Raw genomic sequence first — 24,389 nt, 5'->3', positions numbered from 1 at the left:
GATCCACGAGAATAACGATCCATGCGTGTTTCCCGCTTCCTGCTCTCCACCGTCCGCGAAACCCCGGCCGAGGCCGAAACCGTCAGCCACCAGCTGATGCTGCGCGCGGGCATGATCCGCAAGCTCGCCGCCGGCATCTACAGCTGGCTGCCGCTCGGCCTGCGGGTGCTGCGCAAGGTGGAAAAAATAGTACGCGAGGAAATGAACCGTGCCGGCGCGCAGGAAGTGCTGATGCCGGCGGTGCAGCCGGCGGAGCTGTGGCAGGAATCCGGGCGCTGGGACCAGTACGGGCCCGAGCTGCTGCGCCTGACCGACCGGCACAAGCGCGATTTCTGCTTCGGGCCAACGCACGAGGAGGTCATCACCGACCTCATCCGGCGCGAAATCAAGAGCTACCGCCAGCTGCCGGCGAATTTCTACCAGATCCAGATGAAATTCCGCGACGAGATCCGCCCGCGCTTCGGCGTGATGCGGGCGCGCGAATTCCTCATGAAGGACGCCTATTCATTCCATGCCAGCGAGGCCTCGCTCGGGGAAACTTACCAGGTCATGCACGCGACCTATTCGCGCATATTCCAGCGCGTGGGGCTGGAATTCCGCCCGGTGGCGGCCGACACCGGCGCCATCGGCGGCAGTCATTCGCATGAATTTCACGTGCTGGCCGATTCCGGCGAGGACGCCATCGCCATCTGCTCGAAATGCGAATACGCCGCCAACGTGGAAATGGCGCAGGCCCTGCCGCCGCTCGGCAAACGCCCGGCGCCGGGCCAACCGATGCAAACCGCGGACACGCCGGGGCAACATACCATCGAGCAGGTCAGCAGGTTCCTGAAGATCGATCCGAAACAGACAGTCAAGACGCTGCTGGTCAAGGGCACCGGCGGCGTCATCGCGCTGGTGCTGCGCGGCGATCACGAGCTGAACGAGATCAAGGTGGCGAAACTGCCGCAGGTGGCGAAACCATTGATGTTCGTCACGCCCGGCGAAGTGGAACTGGCCGCCGGCTGCGAGCCCGGTTCGATCGGGCCGGTGGGCCTGAAGATCACCGTCATCGCCGACGAATCCGCCGTGCGCCTGGCCGATTTTGTCTGCGGCGCCAACGTCAACGGCAAGCACCTTGTTAACGTCAATTGGGGGCGCGACGCGGCCGAACCGGTGGTGGCCGACCTGCGCAAGGTGGTCGAAGGCGATCCCTGCCCCGATTCCGGCAAGGGCGAGTGCGGCGGCACGCTCTCGATACGCCGCGGCATCGAGGTCGGTCACATCTTCCAGCTCGGCACCAAGTACAGCGAGGCCATGCAGGCGACCGTGCTCGACGAGGCCGGTCAATCCGTGATCATGCCCATGGGTTGCTATGGCATCGGCGTCTCGCGCGTGGTCGCGGCCGCCATCGAGCAGAATCACGACGACAACGGCATCCTCTGGCCCGACGCCATCGCCCCGTTCCAGATCGCGTTGGTGCCGATCGGCTATGGAAAATCGGAGAAGGTTCGCGAAACGATGGACAAACTCTACGGCGAGCTGGTGCACGCCGGTTTCGACGTGCTGCTCGATGACCGCGACGAGCGCCCCGGCGTCATTTTCGCCGACATGGACCTCATCGGCATCCCCCATCGTATCGTGATCGGCGACAAGGGGCTGGCGAAAGGCGTGGCCGAATACAAGGGCCGGCGCGACAAACAGCCGCGCGAGCTGCCGCTCGGAGATGTCATCGGCATGCTGCACCAGACCATCAAATCCTGACGCTCGCCGCGCCGGTCCTTGACGCCGGTCATTTGCCGGACATCCCGGTCCTGTGTATGATGCGCGCCGTTTTTTGAACGGGAACGCGCCACATGTCCATCGAGCAGTTCGAATCCTGGTCACTCATCATCGGCATCGGCGGCCTGATCGCGTGGATGCTGCTCATCATCTGGAAAATGGGACGCGAGTCACAGGCCGGCAAGTACGGCTACTTCGTATTGTTTCTGGCGCTCGGCCTGGGTTTCGTCGGCTTCATCGCCAAGACCATCCTGGTCGAAGTGCTCAAGCTCTAGCCGGCACTCCTCGCCCGCGACATCGGGCGCCATAGTCAGCTGGCGCGCCGGCGTACCCCGGTTACATTCGGAATCTGGTCCAGCAGCGCGAGGATGCGCGACAGCGTCTCGATGTCGGGGATTTCGAGCGTGAAGGTCATGTGCGCCACCTGCTGCCTGTCGGTGAGGGTGCGAACACCGAGCACGTTGATCTTCTCGTTCGCCAGCAGTGACGTGATGTCGCGCAGCAGTCCGCTGCGGTCATGGGCCGTCACCTCGACCTCGACCGGATAGGCCGCACCAGCCTGCGTGCCCCAGCTGACCTCGATCAGTCTCTCATTATGCTCGTCGTGGTGGCGCAGCGCATTGGCGCAATCGCGGCGGTGAATGGTCACGCCCTGCCCGCGGGTGATGAAACCCACGATCGGATCGCCCGGGAGCGGGTTGCAGCACTTCGCCATGCGCGTCAGCAGATTGCCGATGCCCTGGATCGTGACCCCCGAGGGCTTGGGCGCGCCCGGCGCGCGCGGCGCGATCGCCGGCGGCGGCGCGCGCAAGTCCTGCCCCAGCATTTCCTGCAAGGCATTCATGATGTGCGCCGGCTTGATGTCGCCGCGGCCGGCGGCCTCCAGGAAATCATCGGCCTTCTGGAATTCGAAGCGTTGCGCCAGCTTCTCGAACTTGACGTCGCCGATGCCGAGGCGATGAAACTCACGCTCCAGCACGGCGCGGCCGGCGGCGACGCTGGCGTCGTAGTTCTGCTCGCGAAACCAGTGGTTCACCCGCGAACGCGCCTTGGAGGTGTGCAGGTAACCCAGGTGCGGCGACAGCCAGTCGCGCGACGGCCCGCCGTCCTTGACGGTCAACACCTCAACGCGGTCGCCGGTCGTGAGCGCGTGCGTCAGCGGCACCATCTGGCCGTTCACCTTGGCGCCGCGACAACGGTGCCCGACACTGGTGTGGATGTCGTAAGCGAAATCGAGCGGCGTGCTGCCGGCCGGCAGGTCCACGATCTTGCCCTTGGGCGTGAACACGTACACGCGTTCGCTGAACACCTCGGACTTGAACTGGTCCACGAAATCGCTGGCGCTGGCGACCTCGTCCTTCCATTCCAGCAGGCTGCGCAGCCAGGCGATCTTGGCATCGTAACCGCTGTCGGTGTGCGCGCCTTCCTTGTAACGCCAGTGGGCGGCCACCCCCAGTTCCGACTGCTGGTGCATCTCGTGCGTGCGTATCTGCACCTCCACCGTCCTGCCCTGCGGGCCGATCACGGCGGTGTGAATCGAGCGGTAGTCATTTTCCTTGGGCGTGGCGATGTAATCGTCGAATTCGCCGGGGATGTGCTGCCACAAGGTATGCACCACGCCGAGCGCGGCGTAGCAATCGCGAATGTTGTCGACCAGCACGCGCACCGCGCGCACGTCGTAGATCTGCTCGAAGTGCTTCGCCTTTCTTTGCATCTTGCGCCAGATGCTGTAGATATGTTTCGGCCGGCCCGTGACCTCGGCCTGGACCCCGGAACGGGACAGTTCCTGTGACAAGGTCTCGACGAAACCGGCGATGTAGGCCTCGCGGTCCTCGCGGCGTTCGGCGATGAAGTCGGCGGTCTGCCGGTAGGTCGCGGGTTCGAGATAACGAAACGCCAGGTCCTCGAGCTCCCACTTCATCTGCCAGATGCCGAGACGGTTGGCCAGCGGCGCGAAGATATCCATGGTCTCGCGCGCGATGCGCTTCTGTTTTTCCTCCGGCAAGGCCGACAGCGTGCGCATGTTGTGCAGCCGGTCGGCGAGCTTGATGAATACCACGCGCACGTCCTCGGCCATGGCCAGCAGCATCTTGCGCAGGCTCTCGGCCTGGGCATGCTCGCGGCGTGAACCGGCGGTCTCGGGCTGGAATTCCTGGATCACCTTCATGCGGGTCACGCCGTCGACAAGGCCGGCGATGGACGCGCCGAATTCGTTTTTCAGGTCATCGAGCGCGATGCCGCCGTCCTCCACCACGTCGTGCAGGATCGCCGCCGCCAGCGTCTCGTGATCGAGCCCGAGATCGGCGAGTATTCTGGCCACCGCCAGCGAATGCCGGACATAGGGCTCGCCCGAGGCGCGCTGCTGGCCCGCGTGCGCCCGCGACGCCAGCACCACGGCCCGGCGCAGGATTTCCTGTTCCGGCGCGGGGCGACTGGCAGCAATGGCGGCGAGCCAATCCTCCACGCCGCTTGTCCGGAGCGTGTCGTCGGTTGTCGTCAGGGGCGTGGGCTTGACCATGATGGATCGTTTGTCTGGTGCCGGTTTCGTCTGAATGGGGTCGCGGCGGCGGGATTTAAGCGCCTATAATTCCCCAAGAGGCAACATGATCGCCTTCACTCGAGGGATTGTCCATTCTTGGCCTAGCCCGTTAAACCATCGGCATGAAATCCTGTAAAACAGTCTTAAGCTTGTTTGCCGCCACGCTCATTGCCGGTTTCTTTCTCACCGGCATTGCTCAGGCCTCGCGCACCACGCCGGAAGTGATCGACCCGGAGTTGCGCGTGCTGGTGAAACAGGCAGCGCTCGAGACCGACAGTTTCCATGACCGTTTCGACGGCGAGGTCTGGCTCGCCGACATGTCGCAGCGGCTGGAAAGACGCGTGCCGGATCCGGCATTCCGTATCGAGCTGCTCAAGAACGTGCACTACGAAGCACGCCGCGCCGACCTGCCGCCGGAACTGGTGCTGGCGGTGATCGAGGTGGAGAGCAATTTCAGCCAGTACGCGATCTCCGTGGCCGGCGCGCGCGGGCTGATGCAGGTCATGCCGTTCTGGCTCAAGGAGATCGGCCGGCCCGGCGACAGCCTGTTCCGCATCCAGACCAACCTGCGCTTCGGCTGCACCATCCTGAAATATTATTTACAGAAGGAAAAAGGCAATCTGCACGCGGCGCTCAAACGCTACAACGGCACGCGCGAGAGCAAGTATTCCTTCAAGGTGGACAAGGCCTACAAGACCCGCTGGTACCCGCAGTAATATCAGCCGCGCACGAAAAACCCGTCGAACGGCTGCGCCACGGTTTCCTGCACCTTCACCTCCGTCACGCGCGCCCGCGGCGGACCCTGCCACAACCACCGCTCCAGTTCATCAAGTGGTGCTTCCTCGCCGCACGCAACCAGCTCAACGCGCCCGTCGCGCAGGTTGCGCACCCATCCGGTAAGGCCGAGCTGGCGCGCGGTGGATTCCGCGGACGCGCGGAAGAACACGCCCTGCACCTGTCCGGAGACCAGAAAATGCCGGCAATGAGCCATGTTGATTATTTTAAACCGCCAAGAACGCCAAGAACGCCAAGAAAAAACTTCGAATAAACAAGAAATCTTGGCGTTCTTGGCGTCTTGGCGGTAAAAACTATTTTTAGAGCTTTTTCTGCTTTTCGAGGTCGAGGAGGATCTGCTCCGCCTGCTGCTGCGTCACCGGTCCGATGCGCTGGGTCATGAACTTGCCCTCCGGGGAAAAGAAATAATAAGTCGGCGTGCCAATGAACATGGCGCCGCTCAGGCGGCTGGCGTCCTCCGGCTCGCCGATGAGGTTCGGAAAATTCAGGCTCTGGGCCTCGATAAACCCTTTGGCCTTGTCCCGGTTGCCGATACCGTCCACGGACAAGCCCAGCACGGTGGCATTTTTCTTCCGATGCTCATCGTAAAAGAAGGTCATATGATAGATATCGCGCCGGCAGATCGGGCAGTCGGCGGACCAGACCGCCACGACAGTCCATTTTCCCTGGCCGATGTATTCATTGACGTTGTGCTCCTTGCCCTCGACGTCCTGGAGCTTGATGTCCGGACCGGTCGCCAGCACCAGCGCCGGGGCTGCCAATAACGCCACGACCAACCACCTGCTGATACGCTGAAACACGTTAGCCTCCTCTTGATACGACATCATATATAGATAAACCGCTTCGGATGCATTCCGGCGACGCCAACCCTATAATCCGGCTACTAATTGGAGTGCGCCATGAGCCAAAAATTCCGCACCGAAAAAGACACACTGGGTGAATACCCGGTCCCGCACGACGCCTGGTATGGCATACAGACGGCGCGGGCAGTGGAAAACTTCCCGATTTCCGGGCGCCAGCCCGATGCCGACTTCATTATCGCGCATGCCCGCATCAAGCGTGCGGCGGCGGCGGTCAACCAGTCGGCCGGGGCGCTGGAACCGCGCCTGGCCCAAGCCATCGTCGAGGCCGCCGACGCCATCATCGCCGGCCAATACCAAGCGGAGTTCGTGGTGGACCGTTTCCAGGCCGGCGCCGGCACCTCGCACAACATGAACACCAACGAGGTGATTGCCAACCTGGCGAACGTCGCGCTCGGCGGCAAGCAGGGCGAATACAAACCGGTCAACCCCAATGATCACGTGAACATGGGGCAAAGCACCAATGACACCATCCCGACGGCGATTCGCCTGGCGGCGCTGGCCAAGATGCCGCGCCTGCTGGAGGCCGTCAATCGCATGGCCGACGAATACGAGGCCATCGCGCGCAACGAAGCCGGCACCGTCAAGAGCGGGCGCACGCATCTGCAAGACGCCGTGCCGACCACGCTCGGGCGCGAGTTCGGCGCCTATGCCTGGATCCTGCGCCGCAGCGCGCATCAATTGCGCGCGACCATTCCGCTGCTGTGCGAAACCGGACTCGGCGGCTCCGCCGCCGGCACCGGGCTCAACACCGTTCCCGGCTACGCCGTGCATATCGCCGGGGAACTGGCGCGCCTGACCGGCGATCCGGTCCGCGCCGCCGATGATCTCGCGGCGCAGATGCAATCCATGCACGACCTGCAACAACTGTCCGGCGCCATCCGCGCGCTCGCGCTGGAATTGACACGCATCAGCAACGACATGCGCCTGCTCGCCTCCGGCCCGCGCACCGGCTTTGCCGAAATCGAACTGCCGGCGGTGCAGCCGGGTTCCTCGATCATGCCGGGCAAGGTCAACCCGGTGATGTTCGAGATGCTGAACCAGGTGTGCTATCAGGTGCTCGGACAGGATCACGCCATCGCCATGATGACCCAGGCGGGACAACTGGAGCTGAACGTCATGATGCCGGCGCTGGGCTCGGCGCTGTTCGACGCCATGGATTGGCTCACGCAAGCCATCAACGCCGCGACCGTGAAAGGCCTGCACGGCCTCAAGGTGGACCGCAAACGCTGCCGCGAGCTGGCGCACACCAGCGTGGGGCTGGCCACCCTGCTCAACACCTCCATCGGTTATGCCGCCGCCGCCGAGGTGGCCAAGGAATCCGAACGCAGCGGACGGCCGGTGCGCGACATCGTCGCGGAGAAGGGGCTGATGAGCACCGCCGATTTCGACCGCCTGGTCGAGCGCGCCGCCATCGACGGCAATATCACCCCTCCGCGCCGCTAAAAAACCCGGCATTCCGGCCACGGTGCCGAAATGGTGCGCCACCGGGACGGCGTCTACACTTCGGGGTAGATGCCAACCCCACGCCATTTCGACGCCGCATGTCCCTGACCCTGGCCGTACCGAACCTGGCCGAGCGCAGCGCCGGCGAAATCGAATTGCAGCCGCACAAGCTCAGGAAGTGGCTCGACGAGCTGCCGCTGCTGAACGTCGCCGAGACCGGCCGCCGGCTGTTCACCACGCTCTCGTTGCACAACCGCGTCGATTACGATCCCAAACTGCGGCTGGAACTGCTGGAGCTGTTTCGCTATCCGGTCAGCCAACTGGCGCTGGAATTCACCAAGCAATACATCGGCCTGCCGCTGCCGCTTTCCGAGAAGCACAAGAGCGTGGCCGAACAGAACCGCCAGTTCCAGCTGGAACTCGCGAACGGCTACAAGCGCATCGTGCTCGGCCTGTCGTCCGCGCCCGGCGCGCACGAGCCAGCGCTCCAGGCGCTGGCCATCCAACGCGCGATCCGCTGTCTGACCGGCGCGCTCGCGGTTTCCTACCAGACCTATTCACCCTGTCCACAGGGGACCTGGAAGGAAATCCACGCGCTGTACATGCACGCGGAGAATCTGGGGCTCGGCGAAACCGGCGTCGAGGATGCCTTCAACAAGACGCTGCCAACATGCAGCGTGAGCCATGCCTACAAGCAGGCGTTGCTGCTCGACTTCAGCGATCCTTACCATCTGCCGCCGCGCATGGTGGATTGGACGCACCATTATCTCGACCGCTGGGCGCCGCTGGCGCAACTGACCGCGGCCACCAGCGCCTATCATCCCACCTGCCAGTTCCTCATCGACCGGGACAACGACCATGCCGGTATCGCCTACACCGCCGGCACCGTGCCGGAGGACCCGCAGCGATATCACATCCTGAACACGATCGAGCTGGCGCGCCAGGCGCACCTGCATCTGACGCAACTTGCCAATGGCGATATGCCGCCAGCCGAGGGATTGCGGGAAAATTTTTTCCGGGAATGCGGTCAGGACCTGCTGCGGCGGCTGGTCAGTGCCTGGGGCGTGAACCCGCAACGGTCCTTCCGCCGCAGCCAGGCAACCGACCGCCAGGTGGAAATCGCCATCGGCATGGACCGGATCAATTACTGGATCAATGGCGGAAAAAAATTCGTCGTCAGCTCGACCTTCGTGGGCCCGGTGCCGCAACGCACCCAGCTCGCGTCCGAGAGCATCAGACACAAGGATATCCAGATCCCCGGACGGGAATTATCCACCTGGGACGTGCACGACGAGAGCGCCGGCGGGCTGTCGCTTTCCAAAGCCGGCCTGATCCAGCTGCACATCCAGGTCGGCGATCTCCTGATCACGCGCACACCGGGGGAAGGCAGCCCGTGGAGCGTGGGCGTCATCCGCTGGGTCCGCAGCACCGGCACTTCGAACATCGAGATCGGCATCCAGCACCTCGCCCCCAGCGCCGATCCGGTGGTGATCAAGACCGTGACTGCGGACGGGAAGGAGAGCGATTTTCTGCCGGCGCTGCTGCTGCCGGAAATCAAACCACTCAAACAGCCGCAAACCCTCGTCACCCACCGCGGGGTGTTCAAGCCTGACACTGGGGTGTTCATGGACAACGGTTGCCGCCTGTACCACGTCGCGCCCACCCGGCTCATCGAGGCCAGTCACTCATTCGAGCAGTTCAGTTTCGATATCCTGAATACCTGACTTACGCCTCGTCCGAGCGCCGGCGCCGCCACCGGCGCACCGCCTGCGGGCGGCGCCACTCGGGCAGGGTCGCCGTCAGCACCGCCCCCGCCAGAATGATGGTCCACGACAGGTAAATCCAGATCAGGAACACTGGCAGCGCCGCCACCGCCCCGTAGATGGTCTTGTAAACGGAAAAATTCACCACGAAAAACGCAAACATGCGCTTGGCGATCTCGAACACAATTACGGTGAACAGGCTGCCGATCAGGCCGTGGCGCAGCCGCACACGGTAATTCGGCACCACGACATACAGCGCCCAGAACGCCAGCCACTCGAACACCACCGGCGACACCGCCAGCAGAAAAACTTTCAGCCCGCCGAGAGTCGCCTGGCGCGCGAACAGCGGCAGCGAAACCAGCTGCGAGGTGGACCACAGGCTGATGCCCATCAGCACCGGCCCGATCACCAGCACCGCGGCATAGGCCAGGTAACGATGCAGGCGCTTGCGGGTCTGCGACACATGCCAGATGTCGTTGAACACGCGCTCGATCGTGGCCATGAGCGTGAGCGAGGTCAGGAACAGCAGCAACAGGCCCCAGGCGGTGAGCCTGCCGGTGTTGGCGGCGAACTTCTGCAGGTAGCGGCTGACCGCCTCGCCCGCGGCCGGGACGAAATTGCCGTAGATGAATTCCTGCACCAGCGCCATCCACGAACCGAAGATCTCGAAGCCGGAAAGCACCGCAAACGTGACCGCCGTCAGCGGCACCAGCGCCAGCAGCGTGGTGAATGACAGCGCTCCGGCCACGCGCGTGCAGCGGTCCTCGCGAAAGCGCTGCACCACCCGGCGCAACAGCTTCTCCAGTGTCCGGAGAAAGTTCATGTCCTTATGTTAACCGAATTTGCATCACTGGCACTTGCCGGCGGCGGCGCCCGGCGGTCAAAATCAGGGGCTAATCATACCGAGTCCGGAGGCCCGATGACTGTCACCATCTACCACAACCCCCGCTGCACCAAATCGCGCCAAACGCTGGCACTGCTGGAGGAACGCGGCATCAGACCCAGGATCGTCGAATATCTGGTCACACCGCCAACGGAGGCGGAACTCAAGCACCTGCTCAAACTGCTCGGTATATCACCGCGTGAACTGCTGCGCACCAAGGAAGAGGAATACAAACAGGCGAAGCTCGACAAACCGGATGTCACCGATGCCGAGATCATCCGCGCCATGATCAAATATCCGCGGCTGATGGAGCGGCCGATCGTTGTCGCTGACAACAAGGCCGCGCTCGGGAGGCCGCCGAAGAATATTCTGAAAATTATTTAAAAGAACCTCAGAAGATTTATTCGTCATTCCGGAACGAATATCACAGCATCTCCACCAGCCACCTGGTAACCGTGGCGGTGGCGTGGGCGCACTGGGTGCCGCGCGCGCGGTCGAAGGCCTTGTATTCCTCGGCGTTCCACATGTCGTAGGTGCGGCCGGTGAATTGCTTTTGCAGCTCTTCGCAGGTGACGCCGCCGAACTCCTGGCGAAACCGCTCCACCAGTTCCCTGCTTTTCCTGAAGTTGTTGATGCCGCGACCGGCATCAAGCTTGTGGCGCTCGCGGCCGTATTTCGCGCTCAGGGCCATGAGCCCGCCGCTCAGGGCGCCGCAGGCCCCCTGTCCCATCAGCCCGCCGCCGCCGGAAAGCCCGTGGCTGGCCTTGATGGTGTTGTCATCGACGATACCGACGGTTTCCTGGATCACCGCCAGCACGCATTGCGGGCAGCAACCGTAGTCCAGTTCGTAGCGCAGGGCTTTTTGATAGGCCTGCTCGGCGAGTGCCTGTTTATCCCCGGTATTCATGGGCGCCTCCGTATATAAGAAAACTCTTATATACAAACTATACGCCACGGCCGGGAAATACCAAGACGCAGATCAAATAAACGTCGGGTAGCGCTAACAGGCTGATTTCAGCGGGCTATCCATGGCGCGAGGCAGCCGGCACTTCCACCTATCGGCTCGGTTCAGGATTTGTTTTCGATCCCGGCGTGGTCGTAACGCATGGCCTCGAGTTCGCGCAGGAAGGGAATCGTGACACGGCGCTGCCGGGTGAGCGAGGCTTCGTCGATACGATCCAGCAGTTCGAACAGCGAAGGCAGATCGCGCGGATAGCGGCTGAGGATATAGCTCGCCACGTCCTCCGGCATCTCGAAACCGCGGTGCCGCGCGCACAGCTGCACGGCTTCCCGTTTCTGCGTGTCGCTGAGCGGCTGCATGGCGTAGGTCGTGCCCCAGGCGAGGCGGCTCGCGAGATCCGGCAGCTTCAGGCCGAGGCGATCGGGTGGCGCGGAGGCAGCCACCGCCAGCATGCCCCCGGTACTGCGCCGGCGCTCGACCAGGCTGAACAACGCCGCCTCCCACTCCGCGCGGCCGGCGACACGCTCGACGTCATCGAGACACACCAGCGGCGTTTCCTCGAGGCCTTCCAGCAGCGACGGCCCCAGCGCGGCATCAGCCAGCGGAATATACACCGGCGCAATGCCGAGCTCCTGCGCCAGCCGGCAGGCGGCCTGCAACAGATGGGTCTTGCCCACGCCTTCCGCGCCCCACAGATAAATCATCGCCGGTTTGGTAGCTGCCTGCGTCGCCGCCTGCACCACGGCGGCGCGCAGCTGTTCCAGCGCCTCGCGGTTGGGACCGGCCAGGAAATTGCCGAAGGACGAGGCGTCTTTCAGGCGCAGGTTGAGCGCGAGCTGCCGGCTCACGGCGGGGGGCGGCGCAGCGCGCGGCGTTTGCGCACCGGCCGGTCCGCGGCGCCGCCGAAATAAAATTCGCGCAGGTGCCGCAACCAGACCTTGAGCACCGCCGCCGCCGGCAGCGCCAGCAGGACGCCGGTGAAGCCGAACAGCTGTCCGCCGGCCATGATGGCGAAGATCACCGCTACCGGATGCAGGCCGATGCGGTTGCCCACCAGTTTGGGCGTGAGCCAGAAACTTTCCAGCACCTGTCCGACGAGAAACACGGCGCCGACGCCCAGCAACAGCATGACGTCATGGAATTGCACCCAGGCCGCGATGACCGCCGCCAGCAGGCCGGTGATGAAGCCGAGATAGGGCACGAAGCTCAACAGCCCCGTCAGGATGCCGATGAGCAGCGCCAGATCGAGCCCGACCAGCGTCAGGCCCACCGAGTAAATCGTGGCGAGCGACAGCATCACCAGCAGCTGCCCGCGCAGAAAACTGCCCAGCACTTCATCGGTTTCGCGCGCGAGCAGTGTTGCCTTCACGTGTTGTGGCGGCGGCAACAGGGCCAATACGCGCGCCGGCAATTTGTCCCAGTCCAGCAACAGGTAAAACGTGACCACCGGCACCAGCATGGCGCTGGCGACCCAGCCGACCAGGTTCAAGCCGGACTTGGCGACATAAAGGAAAATGCCCGTCACCCAGTCGCCCACCTCACCCCAGTGACCGAGCATCGCCTCGCGGATCGCCGCCACGTTCACCTTCAGTTCGACGCCGAGCATCGCCTGCACCCAGGGCAGCGCGGTGTTTTGCAGCCAGTCGAAATAAAGCGGCACCTTGGTGATGAAGGAACGCACCTGGGTCTGGATGGCCGGGATCAGCAAGAACAGCAGCAGCGCCAGCAACAGCACGAACACCAGGAACACCAGCGCCACCGCCAGCGGCCGCGGGAAGTGCCAGCGCGCCAGGCGGTTGACCACGGGATTGCCGAGATAGGCCAGCAGGCCGCTGACCAGGAACGGCGTCAGGATCGGCGCCAGCAGGTAAACCAGCCAGGCAGCGGCGGCAATGAGGGCCAATTGAAAAACCGGGCGGGTATCAGTCATGGCGTTGCTTCACGGGTTCGAGCTCCTTCATCACCAGCCAGGTCCAGAGATAGTGCACGCCACTGGCCACCGTGGTCAGCAACACCGCGTAAATCAGCGCATCCACCACCAGCGGATAGATCAGCTGAAATGCCTGCTGCACCAGAATCACGAAAACCAGCGCAATCTGCATGAAGGTGTTGAGCTTGCTCAACCAGCTCGGGCGCATCTGCACCGGCCCGACCATGGAGGTGTAAACCAGATAGCCGCCCACGATCAGCAGGTCGCGGAACGCCACCGTCAGCATGAGCCAGAACGGCACATGGTTCAGCACCATGAGCATCACGTAGCTGCTCACCAGCAGGGTCTTGTCGGCCATCGGGTCGAGGATGGAGCCCAGACGGCTCTCGCAATGGAAACGCTTGGCGATGAAACCATCGAGGCCGTCGGACACGCCGGCGATGACGAATACCGCCAGCGAGGCGGCGTACTCCTCATCCTTCAGGAGCAGGATCAGCACCGGCGCCAGGGCGATGCGTGAAATCGTAATCAGGTTAGGCAGTTGGGAGATGCTTAGCATCGGTTTTTTCGTGTTGTCAGAGTCGAGGCCGGGCCATGCCGGGTATCGCCGGGCGCCATTATAATGGCAGGACGCACAGGTCAGGGCCACATTTTTCCGGGCATTTTGCGAGGCATGCGGGCGGTTTACGCCAGCAGCGCCACGCCCTACCATACGCATCCCTGACGCTTCCCGGAGCCCGACGTGAGCAAACAGCGCGTTTCCCTCAGCTATCGCGATGCCGGCGTGGACATCGACGCCGGCGATGCGCTGGTCGAGGCCATCCGTCCGATTGCGAGCGCGACCCGGCGCCCCGGTGTGCTGGCGGGCGTCGGCGGTTTCGGCGCGCTGTTCGAGATTCCGCCGGGCCAGTACCGCGAGCCGGTGCTGGTCTCGAGCACCGACGGCGTCGGCACCAAGCTCAAGCTCGCCATCGAGCTCAAACACCACGATACCATCGGCATCGACCTGGTGGCGATGTGCGTCAACGACCTCATTGTGCAGGGCGCCGAGCCGATGTTCTTCCTCGACTACTTCGCCACCGGCAAGCTCGACAACGCCGTGGCCGAGCAGGTGATCCGGGGTATCGGCGAGGGCTGCCGCCAGGCCGGCTGCGCGCTCGTCGGCGGTGAAACCGCGGAGATGCCGGGCATGTACGGCAAGGGCGACTACGATCTCGCCGGCTTCACCGTGGGCGTGGTGGAAAAATCGAAAATCATCGACGGGTCGGCGGTCAAGGCCAACGACACCCTCATCGGCATCGCCTCCAGCGGCCCGCACTCGAACGGCTACTCGCTCATCCGCAAGATCATCGAGGTGCGCAAGGTCAGACTCGACCAGCTCCTCGGCAGCCGTCCGCTGGGAGAAGTGCTGATGGCGCCGACGCGCATTTACGTGAAGCCGCTGCTCGCATTGATGCGCGAACTGCCGGTGCACGCCGCGGCGCACATCACCGGCGGCGGCCTGCCCGGCAACGTCCCGCGCGTGCTGCCGGCGGGCGTGCGCGCCGTCATCGACGCGCGCGCCTGGAAACGTCCCGTCATCTTCGACTGGCTGCAGGAGATGGGCGGCATCGAGGACTTCGAGATGTATCGCACCTTCAATTGCGGCGTGGGCATGGTGCTGGCGCTGGACGCGGCGGATGCCGAGAAGGCGCTCAAGCTGCTGGCCGCCGCCGGCGAGACCGCCGCCATCATCGGCCACATCGAGACCCATCCGGGAGAAGATCAGGTCGTGATCCTTAAATAAGGGCACGGCGCGCTCCGCGTTCTTTTCAGAGACTTTTCTCACAACGACGCTCTGGAAATTCCGCAGAGGTCGCAGAGGCGCGGAGGACGCAAAGTTTTTAAATCATGGAAACCAGCCTTCTGAATTCTCTGCGCCTCTGCGTACTCCGCGTTCTTTCCAGAACCTGGTTTTTATGAACGAAACCCGCGACGGCATCGTGGTCCTGGTCTCGGGCCGCGGCAGCAACCTGCAGGCCCTCATCGACGCCGTACGCGACGGCCGCCTCCCGGCCGGGATCCGCGCCGTCATCAGCAACGAACCCGGCGCCCCGGCGCTGGCGCGGGCGCGCACCGCCGGCATTGCAGTGCACGTGATCAGTCATCGTGATTTCCCCGCGCGCGAACAGTTCGACCGGGCGCTGATACAACGCATCGACGCCTGCCAACCGCGGCTGGTGGTGCTGGCCGGCTTCATGCGCATCCTCGGCCCGAATTTCATCGATCATTACGCCGGACGCCTGATCAACATCCACCCTTCCCTGTTGCCGGCGTTTCCGGGGCTGGATACCCACGCCCGCGCGCTGCAAAGCGGCGCGAAATTTCATGGCGCCAGCGTGCATTTCGTCACCCACGAAGTTGACGGCGGGCCGGTCATCGTCCAGGCGGCGGTGCCGGTATTGCCGGGCGACACGCCTGACATCCTGGCCGAGCGCGTGCTCGCGGAAGAACACCGGATTTACCCGCTGGCGATCGGCTGGTTCCTGGCCGGGCGCCTGGCGGTCGCGGGGGGACGGGTGCGATTGGACGGGGAAGAGCGCCCGGAGCAGGGGCTGACCCGCCCCGAAACCGCCTCTCATAATGTACCGGAAACCGGCTAATTCACCTGTTTTCAGGCGGGTTTTCCCGCCGCCAAGGAATAAACCGCCCTAACCTCTCGTCAATAGACATAATATCCCGGCCCTCAACACAAGCCTGACTATACATATGGATGTCTTTAATTTTCTGGGCCGCACACGCGAGGCCAGGCTGAAGCTGGAGCAGCATCGCCAGCGGCTTTACCGCATCGCCTACGCCTGGACCCATAACGCCGCGCTGGCGGACGATCTGGTGCAGGAAACCCTGGCCAAGGCGCTGAAAAAGTCGGGACAGCTGCGCGATCCGAACGCCGGCGACGCCTGGTTGTACAGCATCCTCGCGAATTGTTACCACGATCACTTCCGCCGTCTGCGTTCGGCGGAAGAAATAGACGAAAACACACTAACGCATGAATCCACCCCGGAGAAGGAGAGCAGCGAGCAGGAGATCGTCCTCAAGGTCAGGGCGGCCATCGCCCGGCTGGCAGAGGGACAGCGCCAGGTTGTCACGCTGGTGGACATCCAGGGACTGAGCTATCTGGAAGTGGCCCAGATCCTGAATGTGCCGATCGGCACCGTCATGAGCCGCCTGTGCCGCGCGCGTTACGCCCTCAAGGACCTGCTGGGCGAACTGGCGCCGAAGCTCGCTGCGGAAGAAACCAAAATCCGGAGAATCAAATGAACAAGGAACAGAAGTTTTCTGAGGAATTCATCAACGCCTTCGTCGATGACGAGCTGACGCCGGACGAGAAGGCGCAGGCCTACGCGCGCCTCGGCGACGACGAGACGCTCAATCGCCAGGTGTGCGAACTGCGCAAGGTGCGCGACCTGGTGGGACTGGCCTACCGCAACGTGCCCGCGCCCGCGTGTGGCACGTCCGCCGTCGCCACCGGACGCAAGTGCTCCACCGCCATCGCCGCCGGGCTCGCGCTCGTCGTCGGCGGTCTGGGCGGCTGGTTCCTGAACCCGGCGTCGCGCGCGCCGGACAATGCCGCCATCGCGCAGGCGAGCCCGGCGGCGGAAGATCCGGCCAAGGTGCTGTTCCACGTGAGCGAAGGCAGCCCGGAACACCTCAAAACCGTGCTGGACGAAGTAGAGAACCTGATGAAGTTCTACCGCCAGACCAACCAGAAGGCGCGCGTCGAGGTCATCACCAACGGCGGCGGGCTGAGCCTGCTGATGGCCGGCATCTCGCCGTACGCCGATCGCATCCAGCGCATGCAGAAGGAATACCACAACCTGACCTTCGTCGCCTGCCAGAACACCATCGAGCGCATCCAGCAGGAGCTCGGGCTGCAGGCTAAGCTGCTGCCGGGCGTGGTCATCATCGACTCTGGCGTGGCGCAGATCATGCGCCGCCAAAACCAGGGATGGGCCTATATCCAGGTCTAGTTCACTCACAACCATCTACGTCGGGAGAATGCATATGAAAAAATTTCTGGCTTTGTTGCTGATGTCCGTACTCAGTCTCGGCGGCCTGGGTGCGGCTTATGCGGAAAACTATGGCAAACAGAAGGTCGCCTACCACATCAACATGGATGACGAAAAAACGCTCAAGGCCGCCCTAGGCAACATCCAGAATCACATCAACGCCGTGGGCAAGGAAAATATCGACCTGCGGGTGGTCATGCACGGCCCGGGGCTGGCCCTGCTGCAGCTGGCGAACAAGGACCCGGACATGCAGGATAAGGTGGCCAACCTCAAGCGCCAGGGCGTGCATTTCAACGTCTGCGCCAATACCCTGAAGGCCAAGAAGATCAACTACAAAACCGATCTCTACGATACCACCGAGCAGGACATCGTTCCGAGCGGCGTGGCCGAGATCGCCTACTTGCAGTCCCAGGGTTTCTCCTACGTAAAACCCTGACGCCTGACACCGTCTCTCTCCTCCGGCCCGCAACGCATCGCGGGCTTTTTTTTGTTCCGGCGACTCGTTATTCTAGACGCCACCCGGCGCCCTCCCCGCGCCTGAGCCCGGCATGATCCATGGATGAACTGCTTGTTGTCCTGCCCTCGAGCGAGGCTGTCCGGGATTTCCTGAATTCGCCCTCCACCTGGCTGCAGATCGGCGTTTTTCTCGCCGGATTCCTGGTCGCCAAGCTGATCGCCCACTGGCTGCTGCCGCGCCTGCAATCCCTCATCCGTCCCGGCGTCATCGAGGGCGTAAGCCGCACCGCGGTGCGCTCCGGGGCGCTGGCGCTGGTGCCGCTGCTGCTGTGGTTGTGGCTGCTGGCGGCGGGAGCCATCCTGCGCCGGCACGGCTGGGACACCAACCTGCTGCGGCCGGCCATGATCCTGGCCGGGGCGCTGGCGCTGATCCGCATGGGCGTGTTCGTGTTGCGCCACAGCTTCAGCCCCGGCGGGCCGCTCAAGGCCTGGGAGGGCGTGCTCACGGTGACCATCTGGACGCTGGTGGCGCTGCACATCCTCGGCTGGCTGCCCTGGGCCGAACAACTGCTGGATGAATACGCGCTCACCTTCGGCACGGTGCGCGTTTCCCTGCTCAATGTCCTGAGCTTCGCCCTGTCCATCGCCTTCCTGCTGCTGGTGGCGTTGTGGCTGGCCAATGTGATCCGCAACCGGGTGGAACGCAGCCGCACGCTGGAAGACGGCATGAAAATCGCGCTGTCGAAACTCATCAAGTTCCTGCTGCTCACACTCGCCGTGCTCGCCGCTATGGTGACGGCGGGCATCGACATCACGGCCTTCGCCGTGTTCGGCGGCGCGCTCGGCGTGGGCATCGGCCTCGGGTTGCAGCGCGTGGTCAGCAACTTCGTCAGCGGTTTCATTCTCGCCTTCGAGGGCTCGATCCGCCCGGGCGATGTCATCAGTTTCGGCAACACCTTCGGCACGGTCAGGGCGCTGCACACGCGTCACATCGTGATCCGCACGCGCGACGGCCTCGACATCCTGGTGCCCAACGAAAACCTCATGACCTCCGATATCACCAACTGGTCGTACGAGGGCGATCGTCATATCCGTTTGCGCTTACCCGTGCAGATCAGCTATGAGGACGATCCTGACCACGCCATCGGGCGCCTCACGCGCATTGCGCTGGAACATGATCGCGTGCTGAAGGATCCAGCGCCCGCCGCCGTGCTGGCCGGTTTCGGGGATAATGGTGTGAATCTGGAATTGCTGGTGTGGATCGAAGACCCCGAACGCGGTGCCGACGTGCGCTCCGATCTGTTACAACTGATCTGGAAAGATTTCAAAACCGCGGGCATAACCTTCCCGTTCCCGCAACGCGAAGTCTACATCAGGGATTTTCCGGGGGCGGCACCACTCCCCGCTGGCGCCACGCCAGGTAATCGCGCAGGATCCGCTCGTGGTCGAAAACGAGCGGCGCCGGCAAAGCCTCCGGGCTGAATATCGCCACACCCGCGGCGTCGTCCTGCGCGCGCGGGTCGCCTTCGGCTTCGGCGACATAAGCCATCGTGACCGTGTGTGCGCGCGGGTCGCGGGCCGGATCGGAATAACATCCCAGCAACAGCTTGAGCGTCACGCGCAGCGCCGTTTCCTCCTCGGCCTCGCGCACGGCGGCGTGTTCCAGGGTTTCGCCGATATCCACGAAACCGCCGGGCAATGCCCAGCCATGCGGCGGGTTCTTGCGCCGGATCAGCACAATCGGGACATCCGGACGGTCCCTGAGCTCGATGATGATATCCGTGGTCAAGGCGGGAGTTTTCGGTGCCGGCATGATTTTTCTCGTTTGTGGGCGCGATTATCGGCTATTTCGCGCGATAACGCGCGGAAAGTGCCTGTTTCGAGTATACTTGCACAACATACCGCTTAATGAAACGAGGTTTTAACGAATGCTCGAAGGATTGATTACTCTCCCATGGTGGGGATACATCATCGCCGCACTTGTCCTGACTCACATCACGATCGTCGCTGTCACCCTCTATCTGCACCGTCACCAGGCCCATCGGGCGCTTGATCTGCATCCCGTCGTCAGTCACTTCTTCCGCTTCTGGCTGTGGCTCACCACCGGCATGGTCACCAGGGAATGGGCCGCCATCCACCGCAAACACCACGCCAAGGTGGAAACGCCGGAGGATCCGCACAGTCCGCGGCAGTACGGCATCCGCAAGGTGATGTGGCAGGGCGCGGAGCTCTATCGCAAGGAATCGGAGAACGGCGAAACCATGGAGAAGTACGGCCATGGCACGCCGGACGACTGGCTGGAGCGCCATGTTTACACGCGTCACAGCGGCAAGGGCATCGCCCTGATGTTCATCATCGACCTGGCGCTGTTCGGCCCCCTCGGCATCACGATCTGGGCGGTGCAAATGGCCTGGATTCCGATCTTCGCCGCCGGCGTCATCAACGGCGTTGGCCATTACTGGGGCTACCGCAATTACGAAGTCACCGACACCAGCACCAACATCGTCCCGTGGGGCATTCTCATCGGCGGCGAGGAGCTGCACAACAATCATCACACCTTCGGGAGTTCCGCCAAGTTTTCCTCCAAGTGGTGGGAATTCGACATCGGCTGGCTGTACATCAAGCTGATGCAGACCGTCGGGCTCGCGCGCGTCAAGAAGATTCCGCCGGAGCTCACCTGCGATTCCGCCAAGCAGCACATCGATCTCGACACCGTGCGGGCCGTGATCACGGGACGTTTCCTGGTCATGTCGCAATTCGCACGCGAGGTCATGCGTAACGTGCATCGCGAGGAACTGAAGAAGATCGGCCGCGCCGACCGCGAATCGTGGACGCTGCTCAAGCGTGCGCGCCGGCTGATGGTGCGCGAAGCGGCGCAACTGGATGAACCCAGGCACCAGTTGCTGCTGCGGGCGCTGGAGCTCAACGACCGGCTCAAGACGGTATACGCGATGAAGCAGAAGCTGGTGGGCATCTGGAACCGCCGCGCCACGACCCAGGAGCACCTGATCCAGGCACTGCAGGAATGGTGCCGCGAGGCCGAGGCCACCGGCATCGAGGCGCTGCGTAATTTCTCGCAGAAACTGCGCACCTATACACTGGCGCCGGCTCCGGCCTGATAACTCACTTGTACCAACAAAAAAGCCCGCACGTTGCGGGCTTTTTTGTTGGCGATGATTTTATCCCCAGGTCAGGCCGGTCTGGCCAGGCGCTTGTGCAGCGGGCTGTGGCGCGGGAAGTGCGCCAGCAGAAATTGCATCTGGTCCGCCAGAATCCGCTTGCCCTGCAGGTAAATGTATTCGGCATGGGTCGGCGTGAACGGCACCGCCAGCAGTTCCAGTCCGGCCTGTTCCGGCGAGCGGCCGGCCTTGTGGTTGTTGCAGCGCTTGCAGGCGGTAACGACGTTGTTCCAGGTGTCCTTGCCGCCCACGCTCAGCGGGACGACGTGGTCGCGCGACAGGCCGCGGGAGGAAAACTGCTCGCCGCAATACAGGCACAGGTGCGCGTCGCGGGCGAACAGCGTCTGGTTGTTGAGCGGCGGGACGTAATGCGCACGCGCCTTCAGGACCGCGTGACTGTCACCGTGGGTGGCGATGATGGAGTTGATTTCGAGGATGGAGCGCTTGCCGGAGATGGCGTTGTAGCCGCCGCGGATCTGGTACAGCGGCACCCCGCAGGTATAGGCCACCTGACCCAGGTGATAGACCCTGACGGCCTCTTTGAAGTCGATCCATTCGAGCGGCATCCCGGAGGCATCGGTCCTCAAGACTTGCTGATTCAATGCATACACAGCGTGCCTTCCCTAACTCCTCGTGCGTTACCGCCGGTATTTATGTCAGAAAATTCGGGGCTTGTACATAGTGACACCGCCGCGCCCCGGACGGGTCATACCGTTACTGCCCTCCCATAAGGATAGCGGAAAAAACAAAGCCCGGCAGGGCCGGGCTTTGGTGATAAGGCAGGTCGGACATGGAACGTACTACTTGATCTTGGCTTCCTTGTAGGCCACGTGCTTGCGGACCACCGGATCGTACTTCTTGAATTCGAGCTTGTCCGGGGTGGTGCGCTTGTTCTTGGTCGTGGTGTAGTAATGACCGGTCCCGGCGCTGGAGACCAGCTTGATCTTCTCACGTGCTGATTTTGCCATGGTGTTATACCTTCTCGCCGCGGGCGCGCATCTCGGCCAGCACGGTGTCTATGCCTTTCTTGTCGATGGTGCGCAGCCCGTTGCTGGACAGGCGCAGCGTGATCCAGCGTTTCTCGCTCTCCACCCACAGCCGGCGGTTTTGCAGATTCGGCAGAAAACGGCGGCGGGTCTTGTTGTTGGCATGGGACACGTTATTGCCCACGCGCACGCGTTTTCCCGTCACCTGGCATACTCTCGACATCGAAAATCTCCCTAAAACAATCGTCCGGAACCCCGGAAAGGCCGGCATTTATATCAGAAAAGACGGGTGCATGGTAGGGCCCAGGGACCCCTCTGATTTAACAGAAATGCCTATATCAGACCTCTCTCGCTGAAAGACACTGTTTCGCCATCCCCCACCACCAAATGGTCCAGCAACCGGATATCCACAAGGGACAACGCTTCCTTGAGTCGGTTGGTCAGGAGTTCGTCCGCCCGGCTGGGCTCGGCCACCCCCGAGGGGTGGTTGTGGACCAGGATCACGGCGGCGGCGTTGTGCCGCAGCGCCCGTTTCACGATCTCCCGAGGATAGACCGCCGTGCCATTGAGGGTGCCCTGAAACAGTTCCTCGAAGACCAGCACCCGGTGGCGGTTGTCCAGAAACAGGACGCAGAACACCTCGTTCTTGCGGTCGCGCAACTGTGCCTGGAGGAATTCCCGGGTCTCCCGGGTCGAACCCAGCGTGACCTCGCGCTTGAGTTTCTCGGCCAGAAAGCGCCGGCCCAGTTCCAGGCCCGCCTGCAGCTGCACGTACTTGGCCTCGCCCAGTCCCGGCGTCTCGCACAATTCCTCCGGGCTGGCGGCCAGCATTTCACGCAGGCCGCCATAGCGACCGAGCAGTTCGCGCGCCACGTCCACGGCGGTTTTGCCGGGCACGCCGGTGCGGATGAAAATGGCCAGCAGTTCGGCATCCGAAAGCACCCCCGCTCCGCGATGCAGCAGCTTTTCGCGCGGGCGCTCGTGTTCCGGCCATTGGCTGATGACCATCGGGCTTTTTTTGGTTTTTTTGGCCCCCATTTGTTCCCGTCTCCTTGGGCAAGTACACTTTAACATATGAGTACACTTACTAATAAACGCATCCTGCTCGGCGTCACCGGCGGCATCGCCGCGTATAAAAGCGCCGACACGGTGCGGCGCCTGCGCGAGGCCGGCGCCGAGGTGCGCGTCATCCTGACCGCCGGGGCGGCGGAGTTCATCACAGCCTTAACCCTTCAGGCGGTGAGCGGCCATCCGGTCTATCAGCACCTCCTCGACACCGATGCCGAGGCGGGCATGGGTCACATCGAACTCGCGCGCTGGGCCGACGCGGTGCTGGTGGCACCGGCCAGCGCCAATTTCATGGCGCGCCTGGCGCAGGGCCGCGCCGACGATCTCCTGAGCGCGGTCTGCCTCGCGACCGAATCGCCCGTGGCCATCGCACCCGCCATGAACCAGCAGATGTGGAGCAATGCCGCGACGCAGACCAACCTGGCGACGCTCAAAAAAAATTGCGTCAGGATTTTCGGGCCGGCGGAAGGCTCGCAGGCCTGCGGTGAAGTCGGACCCGGCCGCATGCTGGAGCCAACTGATCTGGTGGTGATGGTTTCCGATCTGTTCGCCAGCGGCGAGTTCGACGGGCTCACCGTGGTTGTCACCGCCGGTCCCACCTGGGAAGCCATCGACCCGGTACGCGGGCTGACCAATCGCAGCTCCGGCAAGATGGGTTATGCCGTCGCGACAGCAGCCATGGAGGCCGGCGCGAAGGTCACACTGATCTCCGGTCCCACCGCCCTGCCCGACCCCGAGCGGGTGCGTACGCTGCGCGTGGAAAGCACGCAGGAGATGCACGACGCCGTGCACACCCATATCGTCGACGCCGATATTTTTATCGGCGTGGCCGCGGTCGCCGATTACCGTCCCGTGCGGGCAGCAGACGGGAAAATAAAAAAGACGCTGGAAAAAATGACGCTGGAACTGGAGCGCACCCCCGACATCCTGGCCAGCGTAGCGGCGCGCAAGCCAGCGCCGTTCACCGTCGGTTTCGCGGCCGAAACGGAAAATCTCGAACAGCATGCGCGCCAGAAACTGGAGGCCAAAAAGCTCGATCTGGTCGCCGCCAACCGCGTGGGCGCGGATATCGGATTCGGGACGGATGAAAACAGCCTGCTGCTGGTCGAGCCCGGGGCCGTCACCGAGCTGCCAATGCAGCCGAAGGCGAAGCTCGCGCGCGCGCTCATCCGCCACATCGCCACAAGATACCGCGCCAAACACACGGCCAAGGTACATACGTTACGGAGACCCTGATGCGGAAAGTGGAAGTGAAAATCCTCGACAAGCGCATCGGCGCGGAATTTCCGCTGCCGAACTACGCCACGCACGGCTCCGCGGGCATGGATCTTTACGCCTGCCTTGATGAGCACCTGCATATCGCGCCCGGTGAGACGCACCTCATCCCCTCGGGGATCGCGATTCACATCGGCGAGGCCAATCTCGCCGCGGTGCTGCTGCCGCGCTCGGGGCTGGGACACAAGCACGGCATCGTGCTCGGGAATCTCGTGGGACTCATCGATTCGGATTACCAGGGGCAGATATTCATTTCGGTGTGGAACCGCGGCCAGGCGCCGTTCACCATCGAGCCCGGTGACCGCATCGCCCAGATGGTGTTCGTGCCGGTGGTGCAGGCGCAATTCAGCGTGGTCCAGGAGTTCGAGGAAAGCCGGCGCGGTGCGGGCGGTTTCGGCCACTCCGGCCGGAAATAGTCCCGTCTTCCACCGCGCGCAT

General features: G+C 63.2%; 28 protein-coding genes. 15 read left to right on the top strand and 13 right to left on the bottom strand.

The features are described from left to right. The first annotated feature begins 21 nt into the window (after nt 1–21). Together SCL_RS02465 and SCL_RS02460 are read left to right on the top strand one after the other, a co-directional pair. Complete coding sequence (locus tag SCL_RS02465; RefSeq protein WP_096359686.1) at nt 22–1,743, top strand: proline--tRNA ligase; 1,722 nt, start codon at nt 22–24, stop codon at nt 1,741–1,743. Between the two features lie 92 nt (nt 1,744–1,835). Continuing rightward, on the top strand, nt 1,836–2,036 hold the full coding sequence (locus SCL_RS02460; RefSeq protein ID WP_096359684.1) for a DUF2788 domain-containing protein: 201 nt from the start codon (nt 1,836–1,838) through the stop codon (nt 2,034–2,036). A 35-nt stretch (nt 2,037–2,071) separates the two neighbouring features. Here the strand turns inward: SCL_RS02460 and relA are convergent, their stop codons facing one another. Further along, the gene (relA, locus tag SCL_RS02455; RefSeq protein WP_096359682.1) at nt 2,072–4,279 is read right to left on the bottom strand and encodes a GTP diphosphokinase; all 2,208 of its coding nucleotides are present in this window, start codon (nt 4,277–4,279) and stop codon (nt 2,072–2,074) included. 143 nt (nt 4,280–4,422) lie between these two features. On the opposite strand from relA, the gene SCL_RS02450 reads away from it, so the two are divergent. Beyond that, entirely contained in the window at nt 4,423–5,016 is a 594-nt protein-coding gene (locus tag SCL_RS02450; protein ID WP_096359680.1) for a lytic transglycosylase domain-containing protein, read from the top strand. A 2-nt stretch (nt 5,017–5,018) separates the two neighbouring features. Here the strand turns inward: SCL_RS02450 and SCL_RS02445 are convergent, their stop codons facing one another. Both SCL_RS02445 and SCL_RS02440 read right to left on the bottom strand, forming a co-directional pair. Beyond that, nucleotides 5,019–5,291, bottom strand: a complete 273-nt coding sequence (locus SCL_RS02445; RefSeq protein ID WP_096359678.1) for an acylphosphatase — start codon at nt 5,289–5,291, stop codon at nt 5,019–5,021. 103 nt (nt 5,292–5,394) lie between these two features. Beyond that, complete coding sequence (locus tag SCL_RS02440) at nt 5,395–5,895, bottom strand: peroxiredoxin family protein (protein ID WP_172425891.1); 501 nt, start codon at nt 5,893–5,895, stop codon at nt 5,395–5,397. A 99-nt stretch (nt 5,896–5,994) separates the two neighbouring features. On the opposite strand from SCL_RS02440, the gene SCL_RS02435 reads away from it, so the two are divergent. After that, nucleotides 5,995–7,401, top strand: a complete 1,407-nt coding sequence (locus SCL_RS02435; RefSeq protein ID WP_096359674.1) for an aspartate ammonia-lyase — start codon at nt 5,995–5,997, stop codon at nt 7,399–7,401. Between the two features lie 98 nt (nt 7,402–7,499). Then, nucleotides 7,500–9,125: a hypothetical protein gene (locus SCL_RS02430; RefSeq protein WP_096359672.1), complete on the top strand. Its 1,626-nt coding sequence runs from the start codon at nt 7,500–7,502 to the stop codon at nt 9,123–9,125. A gap of 1 nt (nt 9,126) precedes the next feature. Here SCL_RS02430 and SCL_RS02425 read toward each other — a convergent pair whose 3' ends face one another. Next, nucleotides 9,127–9,987 (bottom strand): YihY family inner membrane protein, encoded by an 861-nt coding sequence (locus tag SCL_RS02425; RefSeq protein ID WP_096359670.1) that lies wholly within the window; start codon nt 9,985–9,987, stop codon nt 9,127–9,129. Between the two features lie 96 nt (nt 9,988–10,083). Here SCL_RS02425 and arsC point away from each other — a divergent pair, with 96 nt between their 5' ends. Further along, entirely contained in the window at nt 10,084–10,431 is a 348-nt protein-coding gene (arsC, locus tag SCL_RS02420) for an arsenate reductase (glutaredoxin) (RefSeq protein ID WP_096359668.1), read from the top strand. A gap of 40 nt (nt 10,432–10,471) precedes the next feature. Here the strand turns inward: arsC and SCL_RS02415 are convergent, their stop codons facing one another. The 4 genes from SCL_RS02415 to SCL_RS02400 form a co-directional block, all read right to left on the bottom strand. Beyond that, nucleotides 10,472–10,954, bottom strand: coding sequence for a C-GCAxxG-C-C family protein (locus tag SCL_RS02415; RefSeq protein ID WP_096359666.1), 483 nt, complete (start codon nt 10,952–10,954; stop codon nt 10,472–10,474). Nucleotides 10,955–11,115: 161 nt separating this feature from the next. Further along, nucleotides 11,116–11,856: a DnaA regulatory inactivator Hda gene (gene hda / locus SCL_RS02410; protein ID WP_096359664.1), complete on the bottom strand. Its 741-nt coding sequence runs from the start codon at nt 11,854–11,856 to the stop codon at nt 11,116–11,118. Beyond that, the gene (locus SCL_RS02405) at nt 11,853–12,938 is read right to left on the bottom strand and encodes an AI-2E family transporter (RefSeq protein WP_096359662.1); all 1,086 of its coding nucleotides are present in this window, start codon (nt 12,936–12,938) and stop codon (nt 11,853–11,855) included. The genes hda and SCL_RS02405 overlap by 4 nt, the downstream gene beginning before the upstream one ends. Further along, complete coding sequence (locus tag SCL_RS02400; protein WP_172425890.1) at nt 12,931–13,497, bottom strand: CDP-alcohol phosphatidyltransferase family protein; 567 nt, start codon at nt 13,495–13,497, stop codon at nt 12,931–12,933. The genes SCL_RS02405 and SCL_RS02400 overlap by 8 nt, the downstream gene beginning before the upstream one ends. A 183-nt stretch (nt 13,498–13,680) precedes the next feature. On the opposite strand from SCL_RS02400, the gene purM reads away from it, so the two are divergent. The 6 genes from purM (at nt 13,681) to SCL_RS02370 (ending at nt 18,925) form a co-directional block, all read left to right on the top strand. Further along, the gene (purM, locus tag SCL_RS02395; RefSeq protein ID WP_096359658.1) at nt 13,681–14,724 is read left to right on the top strand and encodes a phosphoribosylformylglycinamidine cyclo-ligase; all 1,044 of its coding nucleotides are present in this window, start codon (nt 13,681–13,683) and stop codon (nt 14,722–14,724) included. A 172-nt stretch (nt 14,725–14,896) separates the two neighbouring features. Then, nucleotides 14,897–15,580 carry a phosphoribosylglycinamide formyltransferase gene (gene purN / locus SCL_RS02390; RefSeq protein ID WP_096359656.1) on the top strand — a complete coding sequence of 228 codons (684 nt, stop codon included), beginning with the start codon at nt 14,897–14,899 and terminating at the stop codon, nt 15,578–15,580. A 106-nt stretch (nt 15,581–15,686) separates the two neighbouring features. Continuing rightward, nucleotides 15,687–16,238 (top strand): sigma-70 family RNA polymerase sigma factor, encoded by a 552-nt coding sequence (locus SCL_RS02385; protein ID WP_096359654.1) that lies wholly within the window; start codon nt 15,687–15,689, stop codon nt 16,236–16,238. After that, nucleotides 16,235–16,948, top strand: coding sequence for a hypothetical protein (locus SCL_RS02380; RefSeq protein WP_096359652.1), 714 nt, complete (start codon nt 16,235–16,237; stop codon nt 16,946–16,948). The genes SCL_RS02385 and SCL_RS02380 overlap by 4 nt, the downstream gene beginning before the upstream one ends. A gap of 34 nt (nt 16,949–16,982) precedes the next feature. Next, nucleotides 16,983–17,423 (top strand): DsrE family protein, encoded by a 441-nt coding sequence (locus tag SCL_RS02375; RefSeq protein WP_172425889.1) that lies wholly within the window; start codon nt 16,983–16,985, stop codon nt 17,421–17,423. A gap of 119 nt (nt 17,424–17,542) precedes the next feature. Continuing rightward, a complete protein-coding gene (locus SCL_RS02370; protein ID WP_096359647.1) occupies nt 17,543–18,925 on the top strand; it encodes a mechanosensitive ion channel family protein in 1,383 nt (460 codons plus the stop codon). Here SCL_RS02370 and SCL_RS02365 read toward each other — a convergent pair. Further along, complete coding sequence (locus tag SCL_RS02365) at nt 18,816–19,256, bottom strand: NUDIX domain-containing protein (RefSeq protein WP_096359645.1); 441 nt, start codon at nt 19,254–19,256, stop codon at nt 18,816–18,818. The genes SCL_RS02370 and SCL_RS02365 overlap by 110 nt on opposite strands. Nucleotides 19,257–19,371: 115 nt before the next feature. Between SCL_RS02365 and SCL_RS02360 the strand changes: the two genes are divergently transcribed. Then, nucleotides 19,372–20,562 carry a DesA family fatty acid desaturase gene (locus tag SCL_RS02360; RefSeq protein ID WP_096359643.1) on the top strand — a complete coding sequence of 397 codons (1,191 nt, stop codon included), beginning with the start codon at nt 19,372–19,374 and terminating at the stop codon, nt 20,560–20,562. Nucleotides 20,563–20,633: 71 nt separating this feature from the next. Here SCL_RS02360 and SCL_RS02355 read toward each other — a convergent pair whose 3' ends face one another. The 4 genes from SCL_RS02355 to radC form a co-directional block, all read right to left on the bottom strand. Then, nucleotides 20,634–21,188: an HNH endonuclease gene (locus SCL_RS02355; protein WP_096359641.1), complete on the bottom strand. Its 555-nt coding sequence runs from the start codon at nt 21,186–21,188 to the stop codon at nt 20,634–20,636. 234 nt (nt 21,189–21,422) lie between these two features. Next, the gene (rpmG, locus tag SCL_RS02350) at nt 21,423–21,590 is read right to left on the bottom strand and encodes a 50S ribosomal protein L33 (protein WP_096359639.1); all 168 of its coding nucleotides are present in this window, start codon (nt 21,588–21,590) and stop codon (nt 21,423–21,425) included. 4 nt (nt 21,591–21,594) lie between these two features. Next, a complete protein-coding gene (gene rpmB, locus SCL_RS02345; RefSeq protein WP_096359637.1) occupies nt 21,595–21,831 on the bottom strand; it encodes a 50S ribosomal protein L28 in 237 nt (78 codons plus the stop codon). 110 nt (nt 21,832–21,941) lie between these two features. Then, nucleotides 21,942–22,616, bottom strand: coding sequence for a RadC family protein (gene radC / locus SCL_RS02340; protein ID WP_096361802.1), 675 nt, complete (start codon nt 22,614–22,616; stop codon nt 21,942–21,944). A gap of 66 nt (nt 22,617–22,682) precedes the next feature. On the opposite strand from radC, the gene coaBC reads away from it, so the two are divergent. Both coaBC and dut read left to right on the top strand, forming a co-directional pair. Further along, the gene (coaBC, locus tag SCL_RS02335; protein WP_096359635.1) at nt 22,683–23,912 is read left to right on the top strand and encodes a bifunctional phosphopantothenoylcysteine decarboxylase/phosphopantothenate--cysteine ligase CoaBC; all 1,230 of its coding nucleotides are present in this window, start codon (nt 22,683–22,685) and stop codon (nt 23,910–23,912) included. Beyond that, the gene (gene dut, locus SCL_RS02330; RefSeq protein ID WP_172426070.1) at nt 23,909–24,367 is read left to right on the top strand and encodes a dUTP diphosphatase; all 459 of its coding nucleotides are present in this window, start codon (nt 23,909–23,911) and stop codon (nt 24,365–24,367) included. Before coaBC ends, dut begins: the two co-directional genes overlap by 4 nt. The last annotated feature ends 22 nt before the right edge of the window (nt 24,368–24,389 follow it).

Source organism: Sulfuricaulis limicola, from assembly GCF_002355735.1.
In the GTDB taxonomy this organism is placed as follows: Bacteria; Pseudomonadota; Gammaproteobacteria; order Acidiferrobacterales; family Sulfurifustaceae; genus Sulfuricaulis; species Sulfuricaulis limicola.
Note: the sequence above shows the minus strand (reverse complement) of the source record. Positions and strands in the feature narration are given on the sequence as shown.

What these genes read in the sequence shown, in the direction of transcription:
- SCL_RS02445 (WP_096359678.1), bottom strand. Translation starts at nt 5,291, where the DNA reads ATGGCTCATTGCCGGCATTTTCTGGTCTCCGGACAGGTGCAGGGCGTG.
- relA (WP_096359682.1), bottom strand. Translation starts at nt 4,279, where the DNA reads ATGGTCAAGCCCACGCCCCTGACGACAACCGACGACACGCTCCGGACA.
- SCL_RS02450 (WP_096359680.1), top strand. Translation starts at nt 4,423, where the DNA reads ATGAAATCCTGTAAAACAGTCTTAAGCTTGTTTGCCGCCACGCTCATT.
- SCL_RS02435 (WP_096359674.1), top strand. Translation starts at nt 5,995, where the DNA reads ATGAGCCAAAAATTCCGCACCGAAAAAGACACACTGGGTGAATACCCG.
- SCL_RS02365 (WP_096359645.1), bottom strand. Translation starts at nt 19,256, where the DNA reads ATGCCGGCACCGAAAACTCCCGCCTTGACCACGGATATCATCATCGAG.
- SCL_RS02355 (WP_096359641.1), bottom strand. Translation starts at nt 21,188, where the DNA reads ATGCCGCTCGAATGGATCGACTTCAAAGAGGCCGTCAGGGTCTATCAC.
- radC (WP_096361802.1), bottom strand. Translation starts at nt 22,616, where the DNA reads ATGGTCATCAGCCAATGGCCGGAACACGAGCGCCCGCGCGAAAAGCTG.
- SCL_RS02415 (WP_096359666.1), bottom strand. Translation starts at nt 10,954, where the DNA reads ATGAATACCGGGGATAAACAGGCACTCGCCGAGCAGGCCTATCAAAAA.
- purN (WP_096359656.1), top strand. Translation starts at nt 14,897, where the DNA reads ATGAACGAAACCCGCGACGGCATCGTGGTCCTGGTCTCGGGCCGCGGC.
- SCL_RS02370 (WP_096359647.1), top strand. Translation starts at nt 17,543, where the DNA reads ATGGATGAACTGCTTGTTGTCCTGCCCTCGAGCGAGGCTGTCCGGGAT.
- SCL_RS02400 (WP_172425890.1), bottom strand. Translation starts at nt 13,497, where the DNA reads ATGCTAAGCATCTCCCAACTGCCTAACCTGATTACGATTTCACGCATC.
- arsC (WP_096359668.1), top strand. Translation starts at nt 10,084, where the DNA reads ATGACTGTCACCATCTACCACAACCCCCGCTGCACCAAATCGCGCCAA.
- SCL_RS02360 (WP_096359643.1), top strand. Translation starts at nt 19,372, where the DNA reads ATGCTCGAAGGATTGATTACTCTCCCATGGTGGGGATACATCATCGCC.
- SCL_RS02405 (WP_096359662.1), bottom strand. Translation starts at nt 12,938, where the DNA reads ATGACTGATACCCGCCCGGTTTTTCAATTGGCCCTCATTGCCGCCGCT.
- SCL_RS02385 (WP_096359654.1), top strand. Translation starts at nt 15,687, where the DNA reads ATGGATGTCTTTAATTTTCTGGGCCGCACACGCGAGGCCAGGCTGAAG.
- SCL_RS02425 (WP_096359670.1), bottom strand. Translation starts at nt 9,987, where the DNA reads ATGAACTTTCTCCGGACACTGGAGAAGCTGTTGCGCCGGGTGGTGCAG.
- SCL_RS02380 (WP_096359652.1), top strand. Translation starts at nt 16,235, where the DNA reads ATGAACAAGGAACAGAAGTTTTCTGAGGAATTCATCAACGCCTTCGTC.
- SCL_RS02460 (WP_096359684.1), top strand. Translation starts at nt 1,836, where the DNA reads ATGTCCATCGAGCAGTTCGAATCCTGGTCACTCATCATCGGCATCGGC.
- SCL_RS02465 (WP_096359686.1), top strand. Translation starts at nt 22, where the DNA reads ATGCGTGTTTCCCGCTTCCTGCTCTCCACCGTCCGCGAAACCCCGGCC.
- rpmB (WP_096359637.1), bottom strand. Translation starts at nt 21,831, where the DNA reads ATGTCGAGAGTATGCCAGGTGACGGGAAAACGCGTGCGCGTGGGCAAT.
- rpmG (WP_096359639.1), bottom strand. Translation starts at nt 21,590, where the DNA reads ATGGCAAAATCAGCACGTGAGAAGATCAAGCTGGTCTCCAGCGCCGGG.
- SCL_RS02430 (WP_096359672.1), top strand. Translation starts at nt 7,500, where the DNA reads ATGTCCCTGACCCTGGCCGTACCGAACCTGGCCGAGCGCAGCGCCGGC.
- coaBC (WP_096359635.1), top strand. Translation starts at nt 22,683, where the DNA reads ATGAGTACACTTACTAATAAACGCATCCTGCTCGGCGTCACCGGCGGC.
- SCL_RS02375 (WP_172425889.1), top strand. Translation starts at nt 16,983, where the DNA reads ATGAAAAAATTTCTGGCTTTGTTGCTGATGTCCGTACTCAGTCTCGGC.